General features: G+C 19.8%; 17 protein-coding genes and 2 tRNA genes. 12 read left to right on the top strand and 7 right to left on the bottom strand.

Translation table 11 applies throughout. From position 1 onward, the window contains the following. Positions 1-20 precede the first annotated feature (20 nt). The 5 genes from GJU05_RS00995 to rpiA all read right to left on the bottom strand — a co-directional run bounded on the left by GJU05_RS00995 (position 21) and on the right by rpiA (position 8,605). A complete protein-coding gene (locus GJU05_RS00995) occupies positions 21-2,732 on the bottom strand; it encodes a 2-oxoglutarate dehydrogenase E1 component (RefSeq protein WP_208753691.1) in 2,712 nt (903 codons plus the stop codon). Positions 2,733-3,768: 1,036 nt separating this feature from the next. Continuing rightward, positions 3,769-4,725, bottom strand: a complete 957-nt coding sequence (gene corA, locus GJU05_RS00990) for a magnesium/cobalt transporter CorA (RefSeq protein ID WP_208753690.1) — start codon at positions 4,723-4,725, stop codon at positions 3,769-3,771. 96 nt (positions 4,726-4,821) lie between these two features. Further along, complete coding sequence (locus GJU05_RS00985; RefSeq protein ID WP_208753689.1) at positions 4,822-7,023, bottom strand: UvrD-helicase domain-containing protein; 2,202 nt, start codon at positions 7,021-7,023, stop codon at positions 4,822-4,824. A 32-nt stretch (positions 7,024-7,055) separates the two neighbouring features. Then, on the bottom strand, positions 7,056-7,880 hold the full coding sequence (dapF, locus tag GJU05_RS00980) for a diaminopimelate epimerase (RefSeq protein ID WP_208753936.1): 825 nt from the start codon (positions 7,878-7,880) through the stop codon (positions 7,056-7,058). 56 nt (positions 7,881-7,936) lie between these two features. Beyond that, complete coding sequence (rpiA, locus tag GJU05_RS00975; RefSeq protein WP_208753688.1) at positions 7,937-8,605, bottom strand: ribose-5-phosphate isomerase RpiA; 669 nt, start codon at positions 8,603-8,605, stop codon at positions 7,937-7,939. Positions 8,606-8,787: 182 nt separating this feature from the next. Between rpiA and GJU05_RS00970 the strand changes: the two genes are divergently transcribed. The 4 genes from GJU05_RS00970 (at position 8,788) to lysS (ending at position 13,164) form a co-directional block, all read left to right on the top strand. Then, entirely contained in the window at positions 8,788-10,242 is a 1,455-nt protein-coding gene (locus tag GJU05_RS00970; protein WP_208753687.1) for a Do family serine endopeptidase, read from the top strand. Between the two features lie 60 nt (positions 10,243-10,302). Next, positions 10,303-10,375: transfer RNA gene (locus tag GJU05_RS00965), tRNA-Ile, on the top strand. 141 nt (positions 10,376-10,516) lie between these two features. Further along, positions 10,517-11,615, top strand: a protein-coding gene (gene prfB / locus GJU05_RS00960) for a peptide chain release factor 2 (protein ID WP_208753686.1) whose coding sequence is annotated in 2 segments (ribosomal slippage) — positions 10,517-10,591 and positions 10,593-11,615 — 1,098 coding nt in all. Because the reading frame shifts where the segments join, the coding sequence is not laid out codon by codon here. Between the two features lie 28 nt (positions 11,616-11,643). Further along, positions 11,644-13,164, top strand: a complete 1,521-nt coding sequence (gene lysS, locus GJU05_RS00955) for a lysine--tRNA ligase (protein WP_208753685.1) — start codon at positions 11,644-11,646, stop codon at positions 13,162-13,164. On the opposite strand, the gene tpiA is transcribed toward lysS, so the two are convergent. Both tpiA and GJU05_RS00945 read right to left on the bottom strand, forming a co-directional pair. Continuing rightward, a complete protein-coding gene (gene tpiA / locus GJU05_RS00950) occupies positions 13,150-13,932 on the bottom strand; it encodes a triose-phosphate isomerase (protein WP_208753684.1) in 783 nt (260 codons plus the stop codon). The genes lysS and tpiA overlap by 15 nt on opposite strands. Positions 13,933-13,954: 22 nt before the next feature. Further along, positions 13,955-14,707, bottom strand: coding sequence for an FAD-binding oxidoreductase (locus tag GJU05_RS00945; protein WP_208753683.1), 753 nt, complete (start codon positions 14,705-14,707; stop codon positions 13,955-13,957). 194 nt (positions 14,708-14,901) lie between these two features. Here GJU05_RS00945 and GJU05_RS00940 point away from each other — a divergent pair. The 8 genes from GJU05_RS00940 to carB all read left to right on the top strand — a co-directional run bounded on the left by GJU05_RS00940 (position 14,902) and on the right by carB (position 26,301). Beyond that, positions 14,902-14,974, top strand: a tRNA-Trp gene (locus GJU05_RS00940). Between the two features lie 231 nt (positions 14,975-15,205). Continuing rightward, complete coding sequence (ilvG, locus tag GJU05_RS00935; RefSeq protein ID WP_208753682.1) at positions 15,206-16,867, top strand: acetolactate synthase 2 catalytic subunit; 1,662 nt, start codon at positions 15,206-15,208, stop codon at positions 16,865-16,867. Beyond that, the gene (ilvM, locus tag GJU05_RS00930) at positions 16,868-17,101 is read left to right on the top strand and encodes an acetolactate synthase 2 small subunit (RefSeq protein WP_208753681.1); all 234 of its coding nucleotides are present in this window, start codon (positions 16,868-16,870) and stop codon (positions 17,099-17,101) included. A gap of 45 nt (positions 17,102-17,146) precedes the next feature. After that, entirely contained in the window at positions 17,147-18,076 is a 930-nt protein-coding gene (locus tag GJU05_RS00925; protein WP_208753680.1) for a branched-chain amino acid transaminase, read from the top strand. Positions 18,077-18,107: 31 nt separating this feature from the next. Next, a complete protein-coding gene (ilvD, locus tag GJU05_RS00920; protein WP_208753679.1) occupies positions 18,108-19,967 on the top strand; it encodes a dihydroxy-acid dehydratase in 1,860 nt (619 codons plus the stop codon). Positions 19,968-20,191: 224 nt separating this feature from the next. Continuing rightward, positions 20,192-21,673 (top strand): ketol-acid reductoisomerase, encoded by a 1,482-nt coding sequence (gene ilvC, locus GJU05_RS00915; protein WP_208753678.1) that lies wholly within the window; start codon positions 20,192-20,194, stop codon positions 21,671-21,673. Between the two features lie 241 nt (positions 21,674-21,914). Continuing rightward, the gene (carA, locus tag GJU05_RS00910) at positions 21,915-23,060 is read left to right on the top strand and encodes a glutamine-hydrolyzing carbamoyl-phosphate synthase small subunit (RefSeq protein WP_246228875.1); all 1,146 of its coding nucleotides are present in this window, start codon (positions 21,915-21,917) and stop codon (positions 23,058-23,060) included. 1 nt (position 23,061) lies between these two features. Continuing rightward, complete coding sequence (gene carB, locus GJU05_RS00905) at positions 23,062-26,301, top strand: carbamoyl-phosphate synthase large subunit (protein ID WP_208753676.1); 3,240 nt, start codon at positions 23,062-23,064, stop codon at positions 26,299-26,301. Positions 26,302-26,316 lie beyond the last annotated feature (15 nt).

Raw genomic sequence — 26,316 nt, 5'->3', positions numbered from 1 at the left:
ATCCTTATAAATTAATTTTTTTATTTTTTTATATTAATATTAAAAACAGAATGTATTATTTTTTGTTGTTGTTTTTTATGAATAATAAAATATCCTGTTGAAGGAGAAGAAGATTTATTTCGTCCAAAATAATTAATATTTAAATTTAATTTATTTTTAAAACAATTTTGAATATATATCCATGGTCCTTGATTTTTTGGTTCTTCTTGACACCAACAAAAATATTTTATTTTTTTATATTTCTCAATTATTTTTTTTAAATCTTTTTTTGGAAATGGATATAATTGTTCTATTCTAATTAGAATAATATTATTATTTTTTATAAAATTTCTATATTCTAATAAATCATAATATATTTTTCCAGAACAAAAAATAATACGTTTAATATTTTTTATATTAATTTTTGTATTTAATTCATCTATAACTAATTTAAAAGAATTATTTATAAAATTTTTTAATGAAGAACATGCTAATGGATGTCTTAAAAGAGATTTTGGAGAAAATATAATAAGTGGTTTTTTTATAGCATTAAAAGCTTGTTCACATAATAAATGATATATTTGAGATGCATTAGAAGGAATACAAATTTTCATATTTTTTTTTGCACATAATTGTAAAAATCTTTCTATTCTTGCAGAGGAATGTTCAGGTCCTTGTCCTTCATATCCATGTGGAAGAAGAATTATTATCCCACTTTTATAATTCCATTTTATTTCTCCAGAACTAATAAATTGATCTATAATAATTTGGGCTCCATTAATAAAATCTCCGAATTGAGCTTCCCATATTGTAATACCATTTTTATTATTTAAAGAATAACCATATTCAAACCCTAAAACGGCTTCTTCTGATAAAATAGAATTATAAATATTAAAGATTCCTTGTTGTAAATTAATATTATTTAAAGGAGTATATGATACTCCACTCTTTTGATCATATATAACAGCATGTCTATGAGAAAAAGTACCTCTTTTAACATCTTCTCCTGAAAAACGACAAGATATTCCTTGATTTAAAATATTTGCAAATGCTAAATTTTCTGCTGCCCCCCAATCTATTTTTCTTATCTCTTTACTCATATTAAATCTATCTAAATAAATTTTTTTTACTATAGGATGAATATTAAAATTTTTAGGAAAACTACTAATTTTAAAAAGTAATTTTTTTAATTCATTAATTTTCATATTTTTATAAAAAACATTTTTATGTTTTTTTTTAATCGGAAAAAATGTTTTAATAAAAACATTACCTTTATCAAATAAAGTTTGATATTTTTGATATAATTTATTTTTTTCTTCAATATTTATGATATTTTGTAAAAGTAATTGATTAAAATATAAATTTTGTATTTTTTTATGATTTTTAACATAACTATACATTAGTGGTTGAGTTATATAAGGATCATCCATTTCATTATGTCCATGCCTTCTGTAAGATACGAGATCAATAAATACATCTTTATGAAATAAATTTCTATATTTAACTGCTAATCTTGTTACAAAAATAACACTTTCTAAATTATCTGCATTTACATGGAAAATAGGACATTGAATCATTTTTGCTATATCAGTACAATAATAACTAGATCTCATATCTATATTTTTTGAGATAGTAAATCCAATTTGGTTATTAATAATAATATGAATAGTACCGTTAATTCCATATCCTCTAGTTTGAGATAAATTTAAAGTTTCTTGTATTATTCCTTGTCCACTAAAAGAAGCATCTCCATGTATATTTATAGGTAAAATATTAGAATTATTAATATTTTTTTTTTTTAAAATATCATTATTAAATCTAGTAATACCCATAGTAATACTATTAATAATTTCTAAATGAGAAGGATTAAATGCTAATTCTAATTCTATTTTTTTTTTATTTATTTCAATAATAGAAGAATAACCTAAATGATATTTTACATCATCTATATTATTTTTTTTTGGTAAAATATTTAAAAATTCATCTATTATATTTTTTATTTTTTTTCCCATTATATTTACTAAAAAATTTAATCTTCCTCTATGTGCCATCGCAAAAATTATTTTTTTTGTTTCATTTTTTGATTTACTTGAATAACGTATTATTTCTTTTATTAATGGAATTAAAACATCACAACCTTCTAAAGAAAATCTTTTAGATCCTGGAAATTTTTTTCCTATATTTGTTTCAAAAATTTCAGTAGCAATTAATTCTTCTAAAAATATTTTTTTTTCTATTGATTTTAAATTATAATTTTTAATTTCTATATTTCTTTTTATCCATTTTCTTTCGTTTTCTAATAAATGAAAAAATTCTATACCTATAAAATTACAATATTTTTTTTTAAAAAAATTATAAATATTAATTATTTTTTCATTTTGAAAAAATGAATTTAATGTAATTTTTTCTTGAAAATCTTTTTCATTAATCTGATAATTTTTTAATTCTAAAAGATTACCTAATTTTTTTTTATTTAAAATTAAGGGATTTATATTTGAATAATAATGACCAAAAATTCTAAAATTATTTATTAATTGATTAATTTTTTCTTTTAAAAATATTTTTTTATAAAAATATTTATTTTTAAATTTATTATTTTTATTTAAATACTTATTTTTTTCTTTAAAATTTGTAAAAATATTAATCCAATTTTGATCTACAGAATTAGGATTTATTAAAAAATTTTGATATAATTTTTCAATATATAGAATATTTTCGTATAAAATATTTTTTTTTAAGTAACTATCATTCATTATAATCTCTTATTTCAATAAAATAATATTTATTATATTTTAGTATTAGTAAAAAAATATATTTAAAACATAATTATAAATGTATTTTTACAAAATAATCATTTTTTTTAAAAAAAAATTTTAAAAAATAATTATTTATTTTAATTAAAAAATATTTTTAAAAAAATATATTTTTTATTAAAATTTTATAAAATTATAAAAAATATAATTTTAATTTAATAATAAAAAATTGATATTATTAAATAATAATAAATAAAAAAATAATTTAAAATTTTAAATATAATAATATAATAATTAATATTTTAAATAAAAATAATTAATATAGTAAAATGAATAATTTTTTTTTAGATTATTTATTTTAAATATCAGTAGTTTTTATGTATAAAATTTAAAATTTTATTATAATTAAATATTTTATTAAAATTTAATTTTAATTATTAATTTATTAAATAAAAATTAATATAATTTTGATGAAATTAACCATGTTAATGATATTCATTATTTTTAATAAATATTGAAAATATAATAAATTTTTTCATAAAATATATTCTATATTATTATCATGTAAAAAAATAAATTTTTCTCTCTTTATATATATAAAATTAATTATTTTAATATTAAAATGTGAAAATTATAAAATAATTTTACTAAAATTATTAGTAATATTTTATAAAATTATATTTTTAGATAGAATTTATATTTTAATTAATATAATTAATATTAATATCTTATTTTTTTATTATTTTTTTAATATATTTTATGTATATAATATTTTTTATTAAGTTAATAACTTAATAATTTTAATAATTATTGTTTATAACAATATATAAATATAAATTAAAATTATATTTTTTTAATATTTAAAAAAAAATAAATAGGTGAATTATTTAAACTAATTCATCATTTTTTTATTTTTTTTTAAATACTAAATAAATTTTTTATGTTTTATTTATCTTAAATTAATATTTTATTATAAATTTAATATTTATTTATAATAAAATATTAAATAAATTTTAATATAAAAATATTTTATATATTATAACCATTTTTTTCTTTTAAAATAAAAGTAAGGAGCTAATGCTGAAATTATCATTATGATGATGGCATAAAAATAACCATATTTCCATTTTAATTCAGGTAAAAAAGAAAAATTCATACCATAATTAGATGCTACTAAAGTAGGTGGTAAAAAAATAACAGATACTAATGAAAAAATTTTTATAATTCTATTTTGTTCTATATTTATAAAACCCATTGCAGCTTGAACTAAAAAATTAACTTTTTGAAATAATGATTCATTATGAGGTAGAAGTGATTCAATATCTCTTGATATTTCTCTAGCTTGTTCTATTTGAATTTTAGGTAATCTAGTTTTTCTCATTAAAAAATTTACTGCTCTTTGTGTATCCATTAAACATAATCTTACTTTCCAACCAATATCTTCCAATTCAGCTAAAGTAGAAAATGCATTATTAAATTGATCACTTTTATGTCCTTTCATAATAATACAACTTAAAGACTCTAAATCACTATATATATTTTCTATTTTATCAGCTAATTGTTCAATTTTAGTATCAAATATATCTAATAATAATTCATAAGGATTACCATATATCATGGCATTATGATTATACATACGTTTTCTATATAAACGAAAAGCAGATAATTCTTTTTCTCTTAAAGTATATAATCTATTATTTTTAATTGTAAATGCAACAGTAGTAATTCCAGCATATTCATCTTTATTTTTATAAAAAAAGAAAGAATGAATATGTAATCCTTCTTTATTTTCAAAAAATCTTGCAGAAGCTTCTATATCTTCTAATTCAGGTCTAGTAGCTAAATTTTGTCCTAATAAATAAAAAATTTTTTTTCTTTCATTATCTTCAGGTTTAATTAAATCAATCCAAATTGCATCTAAAAGATTATTATAATTATTATTTAATTTTATATAAATTAAATGTTTGTTATATATTTTATAAGCATTTAACATAAAATCTCCTAATTAGGATATTATTTTATAATTAATATTTAAAATAAATTTATATTTTTTAATTTTTTTTTGAATTTTATTTTATAAATATATTTATTATACATAAGATTGTATATAATCAGATATTATCCATTTTGTTACTTTATTATTAAATTTAATTTGTAATTTTATATTATTTTTAATAACTTCTATTTTTAGAATAATTCCTTTACCAAAAATTTTATGATAAACTATTTGTCCTATAAAATATTTTTTTTTATTTAAAATAATATTTGATTTAAATAAAATATTATTTTTTAAATAACTAATTTTTTTTATACAATTTTCTGGTAATTCACTAATAAATCTTGATGGTATTGAATTAATTTCTTTACCATATAAATAACGTTTTTTTGTATAAGTTAATGTTAATTTTTTTTTTGCTCTAGTAATTCCTACATATGCTAAACGTCTTTCTTCATTTATATTTTTATTAGTAAAAGAAATTTTATTAGGAAAAATACCCTCTTCCATACCTATAATAAAAACTTCAGAAAACTCTAGTCCTTTAGATGAATGAATAGTCATCATTTGGATATAATTGTTAATTTTTTGATTTGTTTTATTTGAATTAACATCATCAGTTAATAATAATGTTTGTGAAAGAAAATCTATTAATAAATTTTCTTTAATATTTGTATAAAATAATTCATTTTGATTTTTTAATGAATTTTTTGTAAAATCGTCAGCAGCATTAATTAATTCTTTTAAATTATTTGTTTTACTAAAATTTTTTTCATTAAAACAACTTTTATTATACATTTCCCATAATCCAGAATCTTTTATGGTTTCTTTTATAATAATTGATAATGGCTTATTTTTTATATTATTTTTTAAAAATTTAATTAAAACAATAAATTTTTTTAATGCATTAAATGACATAGTATTTAAATATTTTTTATTTTTTAATAAATAAATACTAGATTTCCATAATGTTAATGAATATTTTTTAGAAATAAATTTTATTATATTTAATGTTTTTTCTCCAATATTCCTTTTAGGAATATTTATAATTCTTTCAAAAGAATTATCATCATTATAATTAGATATTAATCTTAAATATGATAAAATATATTTTATTTCCTGACGTTCAAAAAAACGTATTCCTCCATAAATTTTATATGGAATAGCAAATTTTAACATAATTTCTTCTAAAATACGAGATTGAAAATTATTTCTATAAAGAATTGCACAATTATTTAATTCTAAATCTTTTTTTATAAAATTTTTGTATATATATTTTGCAATATATTTAGCTTCATCAAATTCATTAAATGCAGAATATATATAAATAAGTCTTCCATGATTTTCATGAGTCCATAATTTTTTTTTTAACCTAGTATTATTATAAGAAATTAATTTATTTGCAGCTTCTAAAATATTTGAGGTAGAACGATAATTTTGTTCTAACAAAATTATTTTAACTTTATCAAAATCTTTTAAAAAACGATGCATATTTTCAACTTGTGCACCTCTCCATCCATAAATTGATTGATCATCATCACCAACAAGAAAAATTTTAGTATCATAATATTTACTATATAATAAAGATATAAATTTATATTGTATATCATTTGTATCTTGAAATTCATCAATTAAAATATTTTTAAATCTTTGTTGATATATTTTTAATATATGAGAATTATATAAAAATAATTTATATAAACATAATATTAAATCATTAAAATCAATAACTTCTGTAATTTTACAATAATTTTGATATTCAATATATATTTTAGAAAAAATTTCATTATAAGAAGAATTATTTTCATCAAAATAATTATTATTTTTATTAAAAAAATTATTTTTAAAATTATTTATATATTTTAAAATATTATCTATAGAATAATTTTTGTTTTGTAAAGATAATTTTTTTAAAATTTTTTTAATAAAATTTTTTTGATCAAAAGTATCTATAATTTGAAAATTTTTAGTTAATCCTGCTTCTAAATAATAAATTCTTAATATATAATATGCAAAACTATGAAATGTTCCTATCCAAATATCATTTTTTTGATCATTATCTATTAAAAATTTAATCCTATTTTTTAATTCTAATGCTGCTTTATTTGTAAAAGTCATAGCTAAGATAGATTTAGGAGAACATTTTTCTTTATAAATTAACCATGCTATTCTACGAATTAATACAAGTGTTTTTCCACTACCTGCTCCAGCTAATATTAACAAATTTTTTCTTATTTCAGATACAACTTCTTTTTGTTTATTATTTAAATTTTTTAATAAATTAAAATTTTTCATTAATTGAAGTACCAGAATTAAAATAAAATTTATTATAGTAATATTTTACCATCATAAACATAATTAGCACTTCCTTGCATATATAAATTATGATTATTTCCTAGCCAAGTTATAACAATAACTCCTCCAGTAAGATGTACGTATACTTTTTTAGATAAAATATTTTTTTTTATACCTATTGCTACAGCTGCACAAGCTCCTGATCCACAAGACATAGTTTCTCCTACTCCACGTTCAAATACCCTTATTTTGATATTATCAATATTTAAATATTCCATAAAACCTACATTAATTTTTTGAGGAAATAATTTATGATTCTCAAAAAAAGAACCTATTAATGATACTGGAGTATTTAAAACATCTTTTACTTGAATAACACAATGTGGATTTCCTAACGAAACAATATTAAAATAAATATATTTATTTTGAAAAAATAATTTATATGTATTTTTAATACTATTAGTTATAAATGGAATTTCTTTTGGATTAAATAAAGGTATACCCATATTTACAGAAATTAAATTATTATTTAAAATTTTTAAATATATTAAACGATTTTTTGTACTTACACATATTTTTTTTTTTAAGGTTAATTTTTTTATTTTTAAATATAATGCAAGACAACGTGCTCCATTACCACATTGTTCTACTTCATTACCATTAGAATTAAAAATTCTATAATTAAAATCAATATTTTTATTTGATGATAATTCTAATAATAATAATTGATCAAATCCTATTCCTAAATATCTATTAGATAATTTTTGTATTATTTCTTTTTTTAAAAAGAAATTTTTTTTTATATTATTTATAATAATAAAATCATTTCCTAATGCATGCATTTTTGTAAATTTTATTTTCATATAATGTATTAAATTTTTAAAAAACTAAATAGTTAAAATAAATTATTAATTTAATTTTTCTTATTTATTATTGAGATTGTCTGATTATTTTTGCTTATTATAACTATATCAGCACATCTTTGTGTAAATAAACCAACTGTAATAACTCCAGGAATATTATTTATATACTTTTCTATTTTCATAGGTTCATGTAAATTTAATTTATATACATCTAATATTATATTTCCATGTTCTGTAATTGTATTTATTCGTCTTTTAGCAATTGCTCCTATATGTAATAATTTTCTAATAATAAATTTTTCTGCTAAAGGTATAATTTCTACTGGTACTGGATGTAATATACCTAAATTTTTTACATATTTTGATTCATCTATTATGCATATAAATATATCTGAAACACTAGATATAATTTTTTCATTAGTTAATGCAGCTCCTCCTCCTTTTATCATTTGCATTTTTTTATTAATTTCATCAGCACTATCAAAATATATTCCAATTTTTTTTATTTTATTAATTTGATAAATATTAAATTTATATTTTTTTAATTTTTTTGTAGAACTTTTAGAAGCAGATACTATTCCCTTAATATTCTTTTTTTTAGTAAATAAGATATCAATAAAATGAGATATTGTTGTTCCTGATCCAATTCCAATAATATTATTATTTTTAATATATTTTATTGCTGATTTTGCTGCAAGAATTTTTAATTTATTAAACATACATATTTATATCTTTATATAAGATATAATATATATTATATTAAGTATAATAATTTGTAAAAAAATTTATATTTTAATTATTTAAAAATTTTAAATTAAAATTTATTGTAAAAATAGTATTTAATTAAAATTAAATGATTTTATATAAATTTTATTTAATAAACTCTATTAAGAGATTTTTTATGAAAAAATTTAAAATATTTTTTTATATATTTTTTTTTATTATTGTAATAACAATACAACAAAAACATGTTAATGCTAAATTATTACCATTTAATTTAATAAAAAAATGGAATAATAATTCATTACCAAGTTTATCAAAAGTATTATCAAAAGTTACTCCTTCAGTTGTTAGTATTGATGTTCAAGGAAGTACTTTTGTATCACAATTTAGATTACCTCCTAAAATACAAGAATATTTAAATGAACATTTTTCATTATGTAAAGAAGGATCACCATATGAAAATACTCCTATTTGTGGAAATAATAATAATATTCTTGAACAAAAATTTCATGCAATTGGGTCTGGTGTGATTATAAATTCTAAAAAAGGCATAATTATTACTAATAATCATGTTATTAATCATGCTAACTATATTTCAGTAGAATTAAATAATGGTAAAACTTATGAAGCTAAAATTATAGGTCAAGATCCACAAATGGATATAGCTTTAATACAAATTAAAGATCAAACAAAAAAGTTAAAAAGTTTAAAAATAGCTAATTCTGATAATTTAAAAGTTGGTGATTATACTATAGCAATAGGAAATCCATACGGTTTAGGTGAAACTGTAACATCAGGGATTATATCTGGATTAGGACGTACAGGTCTTAATATTGAAAATTTTGAAAATTTTATTCAAACAGATGCTGCAATTAATCGTGGTAGTTCTGGTGGAGCATTAGTTAATTTAAATGGAGATTTAATTGGGATTAATACTGCTATTTTAACTCCTAATGAAGGTAATATCGGGATAGGTTTTGCTATACCTAGCAATACTGTTGTTAGTTTAGTTAATCAATTTATGAAATTTGGAAAAATAAAAAGAGGTTCTTTAGGAATTTATGGAGTTGAATTAGATCCTCAACTAGCTAAAGTTATGAATATTTCTAATGTATGGAAAGGTACTTTTGTGCGTGATATTGTACCATTTAAAGATAATCAGTTACAACCTGGTGATATTATTGTATCATTAAATGGTAGACAAGTTAATAGTTATGCTTTATTAAAAGCAAAAATAAGTACTTTTATGAGAGGTACTATTATTAGATTAGGAATTGTAAGAAAAGGTATTTTTAAAAATATAAAAATAAAATTAAATGATTATTGTAATAATGATTTTTTTGTAAATAATATGATGTATTATGGTATTGAAGGAAGTTATTTAATTAATACTGATTTAAAAAATAGAAATGTATATTTTAAAATAGGAAAAAATACTGCAGTTAAAGTTATAAAAATATTACCTAATTCTCCTGCAGCAATAATAGGTTTAAAAAAAGATGATATAATATTATCAATTAATAGAAAACGTACTGTTGATATAAAAAAAGTTAAAGAAATTTTAGATAAACATCCATCGTTAATTTTATTATATATTTTAAGAGGAAAAAATAAATTTTATTTACTTAATTAAAAAAAAATATAAATTTAATTGAAATATATATTAAAATATATCATAATATATAATATTAATGGCCCTTTAGCTCAGTGGTTAGAGCAAACGACTCATAATCGTTAGGTCGTTGGTTCAAATCCAACAAGGGCCATTTTTTTTATTAATATAATAATTTATTTAAACTTCTATCAATTTTAAATATATTAATTTTAATATAAATAAAATAATTAAAATTAATTTTCTATATTAAATTTAATTGAAAATTTATTTCAATTAAAAAATTAGGAGAAATATGTTAGAAATTTATTTAATAAAAAATAAATTAAAAAAAATAAAAAAAAGGAATATTTTTATTAGGGGGTTTCTTTAATTATTCAAAATATAAAAAAAAATTATTAATAATAAAAAATCAACTTAAAAATCCTAATATTTGGAATAATTTTGATTATTTATGTTCTTTAAATAAAAGAAAAACACATATTAAAAATTTAATATCAAGTTTAGATAATATTAATCAAGAAATTATTGATATTAATGAATTAATTAATTTAGCAATTAATACTAATGATCACAAAATATTAAAAGAATCAATAAAAATATTATTTAATATTCAAAATAAAATAAATAATTTAGAATTTAAAAAAATCTTTATTCAAAAAAATGATAAAAGAAATTGTTTTATGGATATCCAATCTGGATCAGGGGGGATAGAATCTCAAGATTGGGCAAAAATAATAATGAAAATGTATTTAAAATGGGCAGAAAAAAAAAATTTTCAAGTAAAAATAATAAGTGAATCTCCAGGAGAAGTTATAGGTATAAAATCATCTACATTACATATTATAGGTGATTATGCTTTTGGATGGTTACGTACAGAAAATGGTATTCATCGTTTAGTTAGAAAAAGTCCTTTTAGTTCATCTGGGAGAAGGCATACATCTTTTGCTTCAACTTTTATATATCCAGAAATTAAAGATAATATTAATATATCTATTAATTCAGAAGATTTACGTATTGATGTGTATCGATCTTCAGGAGCAGGTGGACAACATGTAAATCGTACAGAATCTGCTGTACGAATTACACATATTCCAACTGGAATAGTAACACAATGTCAAAATAATAGATCACAACATCAAAATAAAATTCAAGCTATGAAACAAATAAAATTTAAGTTATATCAATTACAAAATAATATAAAAAAAAAAATAAAAAAAAAAATAGAAAAAAAAAAATTTAATATTAGTTGGGGATACCAAATACGTTCTTATATACTAGATAATTCAAGAATTAAAGATATAAGAACAGGTATAGAAACTAATGATGTACAGTATATACTTAATGGTAATTTAGATAAATTTATTCAAGCTAGTTTAAAACTAGGTTTATAAATAAAAATAATAATAGGATTATTTTATTATGTCTGAAAATAAAAAAAAATTTAATAATAATATAAAAAATATTGATAATAATGAAATAAAATTTAGGCATAAAAAATTAACAGAATTAAGAAAAAATAATAATATAGTTTTTCCTAATAATTTTAAAATTAGTATTTCATTACATGAAATATATAAAAAATATAATCATAAAAATATTTTTTCAGAAAAAAAAATATTTAATATTGCAGGACGTATAGTAAATTTAAGAATTATGGGAAAAGCTTCTTTTATTAATATTCAAGATTATACAGGAAAGATACAAATTTATATATCTCAAAATAAAGTTTCACAAAAAATATATAAAAATTTTTTAAAAAAATATGATCTTGGAGATATAATAGGTATTATTGGTTATATTTTTAAAACTAAAACTAACATTTTATCTATTTTTTGTCAAAAAATTTATTTATTAACAAAAGCAATTAGACCATTACCTGATAAATATCATGGATTACAAGATAAAGAAATAAAATATAGAAAAAGATATTTAGATTTAATTGTTAATAAAAAAACACGTTATATTTTTAAAAAAAGATCACAAATTATATTAAATATTCGTAATTTTATGAATAAACAAGGTTTTATAGAAGTAGAAACTCCTATGATGCATAATATTCCAGGAGGAGCTTTAGCTAGACCATTTATAACATATCATAATACTTATAACAAAAATATTTATTTACGTATTGCTCCTGAACTTTATTTAAAACGCCTCATAATTGGAGGTTTGAATAAAATTTTTGAAATTAATAGAAATTTTAGAAATGAAGGAATTTCAACAAAACATAATCCTGAATTTACTATGATGGAATTATATATAACATATTCTAATTATAAAGATTTAATGATTTTTTTTGAAAAATTATTTAAAAAAATATATCAAATAATATTTAAAAATAATTTATTAAAATATAATAATTATATTTTTGATTTGAATAAAAAATTTAATAAATTAACAATGAAAGAATCTATTATATATTTTTATCCTAATTTTTCTTTAGAAAATTTAGAAGATAGTAAAAAATTAATAAAAATTGCTAATTTATTAAATGTTAAAATAAATCAAGATTGGAGTAAAGGTAAAATTATTTTTGAAATTTTTGAAGAAAAAATTATAAATAAAATTATAGAACCAACATTTATTACAGAATATCCTATTGAAATTTCTCCATTATCAAGAAATAATGATTTAAATCCTTCATTTACCGATAGATTTGAATTTTTTATTTGTGGTATGGAAATAGCTAATGGTTTTTCTGAACTTAATGATCCTGAAGAACAAAAAAAAAGATTTAAAGAACAACAAAATATTAAAAATATACATAATGATAAAAATACTTATGAAAATTTTTATGATCAAGATTATATAGAAGCATTAGAACATGGTTTACCTCCTACTGCAGGATTAGGTATCGGTATAGATAGATTAATAATGTTATTTACTGATACAAAATCAATTAGAGATGTAATTTTATTTCCAATGTTAAGACCTATTTAATGAATTTATTATTTTTTCAGCTTTTTTAACTAAAGATATAAAATTTTCTGTTGTTAAAGAAGCTTTTCCTACTAATAAACCATTAATAATTTTTTTTTTCAAAAAAATATCTAAATTAGAATAATTAACAGATCCACCATATAAAAAATAAATATTTTCTGCTATTTTAGCATCTAAAGATGCTATATATTTTTTAATATATAAAATAATTTTTTCTATTTCATTAATATTTGCGCTTTTTCCTGATCCAATAGCCCAAATAGGTTCATAAGCAATAATAGTTTTATTTAAAATATTAATATTACTATTTTCTAATATGTTATTAATTTGTTGAATACAAACTTTTTCTGTTTGATTTTGTTCTTTTTGTTTTTCTGTTTCTCCTAAACATATTATTGGAATTAATCCATTATTTTTAATTAAAATAAATTTTTTAGATATAAGATTATTATCTTCATTATGATATAATCTTCTTTCTGAATGTCCAATTATTACATATTTTACTCCAACATCTTTTAACATATTAATTGATATTTCTCCAGTAAAAGATCCTTCTGTATGTATATCAACATTTTGTGCAGTTAAAGATATAGATGTATTTTTTAAAAAATTATTAATATAACTTATATATAAGTAAGGAGGTGCTATAGATAGATCACAAAAAGATAATAAATTATCTATTTTTTTTTTAATTAAATTTATATTTTTATTTATAAAATAAAAGTTACCATTTAATTTCCAATTAGCAATAATTAAAAATTTTTTCATATTATTTTCTTTATAATTTATTTTACCAATATCTTTCAGATGTTATATTACCATTTTTTTTTTTTAAATTTTTAGATAAATTTCTATTTTTTTCTAAAAAATCTTGTGTTTGTTTAATCATTTCTGGATTACCACATAACACTACATGACTATTATTATTATTGATTTTTAATCCGACTTTTTCTTCTAATTTTCCATTTTTTATTAAATTGGGAATATAACCATATAAGATATTTTTATTTATATTAATATTTCTAGTTAAAATAATTTGAATTATTAATTTATTAAAGGATTTTTTTTGTATTTTTTTTAATAAATTTAAATAACTAAAATCTTCTATATATCTAATAGAATGTACTAAAATTATTTTTGAAAATTTTTTAAAACATATATTATCTTGTAATATTGAAAGATAAGGTCCAATCCCAGTTCCTGTTGATAACATCCATAAATTTTCACAAGATTTAATATTATCTAAAATTAAGATACCTGATGAATTTTTAGAAATAAAAATTTTATCATTAATTTGTAAATTATATAAATATGGACTTAATTTACCTTTTTTAACATTAGAAATATAAAATTCATAATTTTTACTTTGGGGGGGATTAATATAAGAATAAGCTCTTTTTATTTTTTTATTATTAATTTCTAATGCTAATTTTGTAAATTGACCTGCATAAAAATTATTAATTTTTGCATTTAAAATAATGCTAAATAAATTTTTTGTCCAATACTTTATTTTTTTTATTTTACCAATACTCCATTCTGTCATATCTTATCCTTTTATATAAAAAAATAATATTTTAGAAAAAATATAATTATTAATCTATAATATATTTTTTATAAAAAATTGACAAATAAAATTTAAATTAATGATTTAATTATATATTTTTATTGAATCTATTCAATTAATAAATATAATATATATATAAAATATATTTTAGTATAGTATACTATAAAATATTAAGGGGTGTAGTTTAATTGGTAGAATATTGGTCTCCAAAACCAATGGTTGGGGGTTCAAATCCCTCCACCCCTGTTTATATAAAACTTTTAATATAAAATAAAATTTAATAAATTTATATTAAAATAATAATAAAAATATATATTTTTATATATATAAGATATATTAAGTATTATTTATATAATTTTCAAAATTTTAATAACATATCAAAATAAAATAAAAATCATATTTTTTAAATTTTAAAAAATTTAAATAAATTAAATTGAATTATGCATATTATTTTATAACATTTAAAGAGGTTTTAATATGAATGGAGCACAATGTATAATTCAAGAATTAAAAAGACAAAAAGTTGAAACAGTATTTGGATATCCTGGTGGTGCTATTATGCCACTTTATGATGCATTATATAATGAAGATATAGAACATATTTTATGCAGACATGAACAAGGAGCTGCTATAGCTGCAATTGGATATGCTAGAACCACTGGTAAAGTGGGGGTTTGTATTGCAACATCTGGTCCTGGAGCTACTAATTTAATAACAGGCCTTGCCGATGCAATGGTTGATTCTGTACCTCTTATTGCAATTACAGGACAAGTACCCCTTTCATTAATTGGTACTGATGCTTTTCAAGAAATAGATATTATAGGAATGTCTTTATCATGTACTAAACATAGTTTTTCAATAACTTCATCATTAGAATTATCTAAAATAATAAAAAAATCTTTTTTTATAGCATTATCTGATAGACCTGGGCCTGTATTAATAGATATACCAAAAGATATACAATTATCTAAATTACCAAAAATAATAAAATTAAAAAATAAAAAAAAATTTTTTATTAAAAAAAAAGAATATTCAAAAAAAAAGATTAAAGAAGCTAATTTTTTATTAAAAAAATCTATTATGCCTATATTATATATAGGAGGAGGTGTAAATATAAGTAATGCAGTTTATACATTAAGAAAATTTGTAAAAATTTCTAAAATACCAACAGTTGTTACATTAAAAGGATTAGGGACGATAGAGAGTACAAATCCCTATTATTTAGGAATGTTAGGTATGCATGGAAGTAAAGCAGCTAATTATACTGTTCAAAAATGTGATTTATTAATAGCTATTGGAGCTAGATTTGATGATAGAGTAACAGGTAATATAAAAAAATTTGCACCGTATGCAAAAATTATACATATGGATATAGACCCTGCTGAAATTAATAAAATTTGTAAAGTAAATGTAGAATTATTAGGAAATTTAAATCTTTTAATACCATTATTGAAAAAACCTCAAAATATTTTAAAATGGCAAAATTATATAAAAAAAATAAAAAAAAGATATTCTTATAAATATAATTTTTTTATAAAAAATAATAAAATTTATGCTCCTCTCTTACTTAAAAAATTATCAGATATTAAAAATAAAAAAACTATTATTACAACTGATGTAGGACAACATCAAATGTGGACTGCACAACATATAACTTTTTCTAATCCTAAAAATTTTATCACTTCTAGTGGTTTAGGAACTATGGGTTTTGGATTACCTGCTGCTATTGGTGCACAAATTGCTAAACCTAATAATGATGTTATATGTATTTCAGGTGATGGTTCATTTATAATGAATATTCAAGAATTAAGTACAATTAAAAGAAAAAATTTACCTATAAAAATTATTTTGTTAGATAATAAAAGATTAGGTATGGTACGACAATGGCAAGAACTCTTTTTTAAAAAAAGATATAGTGAAACTACTCTATATGATAATCCAGATTTTATAAAATTAGCTAAATCTTTTGGAATTTCAGGACATAGTATTAGTTATAAAAATGAAATTAACAACAGTTTAAAAAAAATTTTTTCTATTAAAAAACCTTATATATTACATGTTTTAATTAATGAATATGATAATGTATGGCCATTAGTTCCTCCTGGATATAGTAATGATCATATGATGGAGAAAAATTAAATGAATAAATATCAATTATTTATTAAAACAAATATTAGTCCTGAAATTATTGAAAGAATAATAAGAATTATTCGTCATAGAAGATTTTTAATTAAGACTATAAATATTAATGTAAAAAATAAATTAGAAAAAATTAATTTTACATTAATAGTAAAAAGTTATAAATCTATAGATTTTTTAGTTAAACAAATTAAAAAATTAATAGATGTATTAGATATAGTAATAATCACATAAATTTTATGATAACATTATTATTACACAAAATAAGGAAATATAATAATGTCTATAAAAAAGGCAGATTTTATTTGGTTAAATGGTAATATTATAAAATGGGAAGATGCTAAAATTAGTGTTATGACTCATGCATTACATTATGGAACTTCTGTTTTTGAAGGTATTAGATGTTATCAATCATATAAAGGACCAGCTATTTTCCGTCATAAAGATCATATTAATCGTTTATATAATTCTGCTAAAATTTATAGGTTTCCATTAAAATTTAATATAAAAGAAATAATGACTGCTGTTCATAATATAATTAATATTAATAAACTTAATGAAGCTTATATTAGAATTTTAGTATTTATAGGAGATGTTGGTTTAGGTATTAATCCCCCTCAAGAATATTATACAGATATGATGATTAGTGCATTTCCTTGGACAGATTATCTTGGTAATAATGCAAAAAAAAATGGGATTAATACTATGATATCTTCTTGGAATAGGATTAAACCTAATACTATACCTAGTTTAGCAAAAGCAGGAGGAAACTATTTATCTTCTTTATTAATTGGAAGTGAAGCTCGAAGAAATGGATATGATGAAGGGATTGCTTTAGATAGTTCAGGATTTGTTTCAGAAGGAGCTGGAGAAAATATTTTTAAAATAAAAAATAATATTTTATTTACTCCTCCACTTAATTCTTCAATTTTACCAGGAATTACTAGAGATTCAGTTTTAAAAATAGCTAAAAATCTTAATTTTAAAATAAAAGAATGTTTAATATTAAGAGAATCTTTATATTTAGCTGATGAAATATTTTTAACAGGAACAGCAACTGAAATTATTCCTGTATGTAGTGTAGATAATATATTAATTAATAATGGTAAAAGAGGAAAAATAACAAAAAATATACAAAAAGAATTTTTACATTTATTAACAGGGAAAATAAAAGATAAATGGAATTGGTTAGATCATATTAAAAAATAACTATTTTTACTAATTACAAAAAAGAAAGAATATGCCTAATTATCGTTCGTTTACTACAACAAAAGGCCGTAATATGGCTGGAGCAAGAGCTCTTTGGAGAGCAACAGGGATGAAAGATGAAGATTTTAATAAGCCTATTATTGCTATAGTTAATTCTTTTTCACAATTTGTTCCGGGACATGTACATTTACAAATATTAAGTAAGATTATTGCTAATGAAATCAAAAATAATGGAGGAGTACCAAAAGAATTTAATACTATAGCTATAGATGATGGAATAGCTATGGGCCATAATGGGATGTTGTATTCTTTACCTTCTAGAGAACTTATTGCAGATTCTATAGAATATGTTATAAATGCACATTGTGTAGATTCTATGATTTGTATATCTAATTGTGATAAAATTACTCCAGGAATGTTAATGGCTAGTTTACGATTAAATATACCTACTGTATTTATATCTGGTGGCCCAATGGAAGCTGGAAGAATTAATATAAAAGGAACTACAAAAATAAAAAGAATTGATTTAGTAGATGCTATGATTCAATCAGGTAAATTAGAACAATCAAATAAATATATAAAAGAAATAGAATTAAATGCATGTCCAACTTGTGGTTCTTGTTCTGGAATGTTTACAGCTAATTCAATGAATTGTATAGTAGAAGCTTTAGGTTTAGCATTACCAGGTAATGGATCTTTATTATCCACTCATATAAATCGTAAAAAATTATGTATAGAATCTGCACATAAAATAGTAGAAATTACAAAAAAATATTATATAAATAACGAAACTAATGTTTTACCCCAAAATATTATTAATCAAAAATCATTTGAAAATGCAACTATGTTAGATATTGCTATGGGTGGTTCAACAAATACAATTTTACATATGTTAGCTTTATCGCAAGAAAATAAAGTAGCATTTGATTTAAAAAAAATTGATCAATTATCAAAAAATACACCATGGTTATGTATGGTTTCTCCCAGTACAAATAAATTTTATATGGAAGATTTTCATAGAGCAGGAGGAGTAATTAGTCTTCTAAGTGAATTAAATAAAATAGGATTAATAAATAAAGATGCTAAAAATATATTAGGATTAACAATAGAAGAAACTATTCATAAATATGATATAACTACTACAAATAGTAATAAAATAAAAAAATTTTATCAATCAGCTCCTGGTAATATAAAAACAAGACATCCTTTTAAACAAAATAAAATATGGGATTTAGATATAGATAGAAAAAAAGGTTGTATACGTTCCTATAAATATGCATATAGTAAAGATGGAGGATTAGCTATTTTATATGGAAATCTTGCTGAAGATGGATGTGTAGTTAAAACTGCTAGTGTAAATAAAAAATTAATGGTTTTTATAGGTAAAATAAAAGTATTTGATAGTCAAGAGTCAGCAGTATATGCAATTCTGAATAAAAATATTTCTCCAGGAGATGTAATTGTTATAAGATATGAAGGTCCTAAAGGTGGACCTGGAATGCAAGAAATGTTATATCCTACATCTTATTTAAAATCAATGAAATTAGATAAAAGTTGTGCTTTAATTACAGATGGAAGATTTTCTGGAGGTACTTCAGGGTTATCTATAGGTCATATATCCCCTGAAGCTGCAAGTAAGGGTACTATAGCATTAGTAAAAAATGGTGATATTGTTAAAATTGATATTCCAAATAGATCTATTAAATTAGATATTTCATCTTTTACATTAAATAAAAGAAGAGAGGAGGAAGAAAAAAGAGGTAATTTAGCATATACTCCTTTACTAAAAAGAAAAAGAAAAATTTCTTTAGCACTTAAAGCTTATGCTTTTTTAGCAACTAGTGCAGATAAAGGTGCAGTACGAGATAAAAATAAATTAAATTATAAATAAATTTAATTTTTTAAATTTAAGAGTATATATAAATTTCTATTTTTAAGAAAAAATTGTTTAAATATAAATTTTTTAATAAAAATATTTTTATTAAAATTAATTATATATTAATAAAATAAAAATTTTTTGATTAAAAATAATTTTTTTAAACAAAATAATAAAATAGTATTAATTAAAAAAATCAACTAAATAATAGTTTTATTAATAAAATATAGGATTATTTAATGAATAATTATTTTAATAATTTAAATTTTCGTAAAAAATTAAAAAATTTACAAAAATGTAGATTAATGCAATTTGAAGAATTTACAAACAGTATAAATTATTTAAAAAATAAAAATATTGTTATTATAGGTTGTGGATCTCAAGGATTAAATCAAGGATTAAATATGAGAGATTCTGGATTAAATATTTCATATGCATTAAAAAAAGAATCTATAAAAAATAAAAATTTATCTTGGCAAAGAGCATATAAAAATAATTTTAATATTGGTTCTTATAAAGATTTAATACCAAATGCAGATTTAATAATTAATCTAACTCCAGATAATCATCATCATAATATTTTAAAAAAAATAAAACCTTTAATAAAAAAAGGAGCAACATTAGGATATTCCCATGGTTTTAATATTATTGAAGAAGGAGAAAAAATTCCTAAAAATATTACTGTTATTATGGTAGCACCTAAATGTCCTGGAACTGAAGTAAGAGAAGAATTTAAACGAGGTTTTGGTGTACCAGCCCTAATTGCTGTTCATCAAAATGGTATACATAATAATGGATTTAATATTGCTAAATCATGGGCTTTTTCTATTGGAAGTCATAAAGCTGGGATATTAGAATCATCTTTTTCTGCTGAAGTAAAATCAGATTTAATGGGTGAACAAACAGTATTATGTGGAATATTACAAACAACATCTATTTTATTATTCGATAAATTATTAACATTAAATATTAATCCATCATATGCTTCACAATTAATCCAATTTGGATGGGAAACTATTACAGAAGCCTTAAAACAAGGAGGTATTAGTTTAATGATGGATAGATTAAATAATTTGAATAAAATACGTGCTTATGAATTATCATTAATTTTAAAAAAAAAATTAAAACCCTTATTTAAAATACATATAGATAATATAATTTCAGGAAAATTTTCAAAAAAATTGATAGAAGATTGGAATAATAATAATATTAATTTAATTAAATGGAGAAAAATATATAAAAATAATAATTTTGAAAAAACTAAAAATATTCAAGATAATAATATAAAAGAACAAGATTATTTTGATAAGGGGATTTTTATGATTGCTATAATTAAGAGTAGTATTGAATTATCATTTGAATTAATGATAGAATCAGGTATAGCATCAGCATCAGCATATTATGAATCACTACATGAATTACCTTTAATTGCTAATACTATTGCAAGAAAAAAATTATATGAAATGAATAAAGTTATATCAGATACAGCAGAATATGGTAATTATTTATTTTCTAATAATGCTATCCCGTTATTAAAAAATTTTATAAATAATCTTACATCAGAAGATCTAGGTATTGTTCAAATAAAAAATAAATTAATAAATAATAAATATTTACGTGATTTAAATTATAATATTAGAAATCATCCTATAGAAAAAGTAGGATATATATTAAGAAATTATATGATTCATATGAAATCTTTAATTAATATTAGAAAATAAAACTAAAAATTTGCTCTCTTTTTATATTTTATAAAGAGAGTAATATGTTTTATATTTAAAAATATTTATTAATATTTCTCTTAAAATTAATTTTTAAAATTTTATTTAAGTTAAAAATTATATCTTTTAAACTTCAAAAAAACTTCTTATCTAATTTTAAATTGTATTTTCTTATATAAAATTCTAATATAAAATATTTATATACTAAAATAGTATAAATATATAGATTATGGAGAATAAATTGAATAATAAAGCCATAGTATTAATGGAAGATGGTACTAAACTTTTTGGAAAATCTATAGGAGTTGAAGGAATAATTATAGGAGAAATAGTATTTAATACTGCTATTACTGGATATCAAGAAATAATTACCGATCCTTCTTATTATAAGCAAATTGTTACTTTAACATATCCACACATTGGTAATGTAGGTACTAATTTAGAAGATAATGAATCATCAAAAATTTATTTAAAAGGACTTATTATTAATAATTTATCTAAAATATCAAGTAACTATCGTAGTACTGAAAATTTAGATATATTTCTTAAAAAACATAACATTATTGCTATTGAAGGAATAGATACTCGATATTTAACAAGATTAATACGTAATAAAAAAATTAATAAAATAAGTTTAATAGTTACTAAAGAATCTTTTAATTATAAAAATATTATTAAAAAAATTAATAAATATAAAGGATTACAAGGAGTTAATTTAATAAAAAATATTACAACAAAAAAAAATTATTCTTGGATTAAAGGAAATAAAAATACTAAAATAATTAAAAATTGTGTATTTTCCATACATATTGTAGTAATAGATTTCGGTGTTAAAACAAGTATTTTAAAAATGTTTATTGATAGAAAATGTAAAATTACTGTTGTCCCAGCTTTTACTAGTTATGAAAATTTAATTTTATTAAATCCAGATGGTATTTTTTTATCTAATGGACCAGGAGATCCTACTCCATGTTTATCTATTATTAATACTATAAAAAAAATTTTAAAAACAAATATTCCAATATTTGGAGTTTGTTTCGGGCATCAAATATTAGCTATTGCAAGTGGAGCAAAAATAAAAAAAATGGATATAGGTCATCATGGAAGTAATCATCCTGTTAAGGATTTAAAACATAATAAAGTATTAATTACTACTCAAAATCATGGATTTACTATTGATCAAAATAATTTTCCTAAAAATTTAGAAATTACACATAAATCTTTATTTGATAATACTATACAAGGAATTCATTATATTAATAAACCTGCTTTTGGATTTCAAGGACACCCTGAAGCTAGTCCTGGACCACATGATGCATCTATTTTATTTGATTATTTTATAAAATTAATTCAAATATATTGTAAAAAAAAATATAAGAGATTATAAAATGCCAAAACGTACTGATATAAAAAACATTATGATTTTAGGTTCCGGTCCTATTGTTATTGGTCAAGCTTGTGAATTTGATTATTCTGGTACTCAAGCATGTAAAGCGTTAAAAGAAGAAGGATATAATTTAATCTTAGTTAATTCTAATCCAGCTACTATTATGACTGATCCTGATATTTCTGATATTACTTATATAGAACCTATGAATTGGAAAATTATAGCTAAAATTATAAAAAAAGAAAGACCTGATGCTATTTTACCAACAATGGGTGGACAAACAGCTTTAAATTGTGTTTTAGATTTACATAAAAATAATATTTTAAATAAATTTAATGTAGAAACTATTGGAGTTTCAATTGAAACTATAAATAAAGCAGAAAATCGTTATTATTTTGCAAATATTATAAAAGAATTAGGATTTAATGTTCCTTATTCTTTAATTGTCCATAATCTTAATGAAGCAATAAATAATATAAAAAAAATTGGTTTTCCATGTATTATTAGACCATCATTCACCATGGGGGGAAGTGGGGGAGGAATAGCAAATAATATAGAAGAATTTAAAAAAATTTGTAAAAATGGTTTTAGTTTATCTCATAATCATGAATTAATTATTGATGAATCATTAATAGGATGGAAAGAATATGAAATGGAAATTATAAGAGATAAAAATGGTAATTCTATTATTGTATGTTCAATTGAAAATATAGATCCTATGGGTATTCATACAGGAGATTCAATTACAGTAGCTCCTGCACAAACTTTATCTGATAAAGAATATCAAATAATGAGAAATGCTTCTATATTAATTATGAAATCTATGAATATTACATCAGGAGGTGCTAATGTACAATTTGCTGTAAATCCCAAAACAGGAAAATTAATAGTAATTGAAATGAATCCTCGTGTATCACGTTCATCAGCTTTAGCGTCTAAAGCTACAGGTTTTCCAATTGCAAAAATATCAGCAAAACTTTCTATTGGTTATACATTAGATGAATTAATAAATGATATAACAAGTAATCATATTACTGCTGCTTTTGAACCATCTATTGATTATATAGTAACTAAAATACCTAGATTTAATTTTGAAAAATTTCATAATGTTAATGATAGATTAACAACTCAAATGAAATCAGTAGGTGAAGTTATGTCTATAGGACGATCTTTTCAAGAATCAATTCAAAAAGCATTATGTAGTTTAGAAATTGGTATAAATGGTTTTGATTCTAAAATTAATTTAATTAAAAATAAAGAAAATTATAATTTAATTATAAAAGAATTAAAAAAACCAGGTCCTGATAGAATCAGATTTATTGCAGATGCTATACGTATAGGTATAAATATTAAAGATATATATCATTATTCTAAAATAGATAAATGGTTTTTATTCCAAATAGAAGATTTAATTAATATTGAGAATAAGTTAAAAAAAATAGGTATAAAATATTTATATGATAAACAATCTTTTTTTAATTTAAAAAAAAAAGGTTTTTCTGATGCTAGATTAGCTAATTTATTAAATTATTCTGAAGAAAAAATAAGAAAATTAAGATATAAATTAAATATACATCCAGTATATAAAAGAGTAGATACATGTTCTGCTGAATTTAAAACTAATACTGCTTATATATATTCAACATATGAAACAGAATGTGAAGCTAATCCGAATAATAATAAAAAAAAAATTATTATTTTAGGTAGTGGGCCTAATAGAATAGGACAGGGTATTGAATTTGATTATTGTTGTGTACATGCATCTATGATATTACGTAAAAATAATTTTGAAACAATTATGATTAATTGTAATCCAGAAACTGTATCTACTGATTATGATATTTCAGATCGTTTATATTTTGAACCTATTACTTTAGAAAATATATTAGAAATTATTAGAATAGAAAAACCTCAAGGAGTAATTATACAATATGGAGGACAAACACCATTAAATTTAGCTAAAAAATTAGAAAAAGAGAATATTAATGTTTTAGGTACAAGTCCTTCATCTATAGATCTTGCTGAAAATAGAAAAAAATTTCAATATATTATTAATTCTTTAAAATTAAAACAATCTCCTAATTATATAGTAAAAAATTTAAATGAAGCTTTAAATAAAGCAAATATAATGGGTTTTCCTCTTATAGTTAGACCTTCTTATGTTTTAGGAGGTAGATCTATGGAAATAGTATATAATGAAAATGATTTAAAAAATTATTATTTATTAAATATAAAAGATAATATTCATGTTTTATTAGAAAAATTTTTAAAAAATGCAATAGAAATTGATGTTGATGCTATCTGTGATAAAAAAAATATTTTTATAGGTGGAATTATGGAGCATATTGAATATGTAGGAATCCATTCTGGAGATTCTGCTTGTTCTTTTCCAACACGTACTTTAAGTAAAAGTATTTTAAAAAAAATTAAAATTCAAACAAAAAAATTAGCTATTAAAATTAATGTATGTGGATTAATAAATATTCAATTTGCTATAAAAAATGATGAAATTTATATAATAGAAGTTAATCCTAGAGCATCTAGAACAATCCCTTTTATTTCTAAAGCAATAAATATTCCATTAGCACAAATGGGTGCATTAGTTATGATTGGTAAAACTTTACCAGATTTAAATCTTAATAAAGAAATTATTCCACCATATTTTGCTGTAAAGGAAGTAATATTACCTTTTGATAAATTTGATAATATAGATCCTATTTTAGGTCCAGAAATGAAATCTACGGGAGAAGTTATGGGTATAGGGTTTTCTTTTGCAGAAGCATTTTATAAAGCAATATTAGGAACAAAATTTTGTATAAAAAAAAATAGTACTATATTAGTATCTGTACAAAATAAAGATAAAAAATTAATTTTTCCAATAGTTAAAAAATTAATAAATTATGGTTTTAAAATTGAAGCTACATATGGAACTGCTAAATTTTTAAAAAAATTAAATTTATTAGTTAAAACAGTTAGAAAATCTACAGAAAAAAAACCTAATATAGTTAATTTTATTAAAAATAAAAGATATACTTATATAATTAATATTGTAGAAAAAAAAGAATCTATTATTAATTCTAAATTAATTAGAATTTTAGCATTACAAAATAATATTTATTATAATACTACTATTAATGGTGCTAAAGCTAGTTTAATTGCTATAGGAAAAAATTTTCAACAAAGAGTATTTTCTTTACAAGAATTACATAAAATTTTATTAAAAAAAAATTTTAATATTTAAAATAATAATATTTTT

It is taken from the genome of Enterobacteriaceae endosymbiont of Donacia fulgens (assembly GCF_012567545.1).
Taxonomy (GTDB): Bacteria; Pseudomonadota; Gammaproteobacteria; order Enterobacterales; family Enterobacteriaceae.
This window is presented reverse-complemented; position numbering and strand designations above follow the sequence as displayed.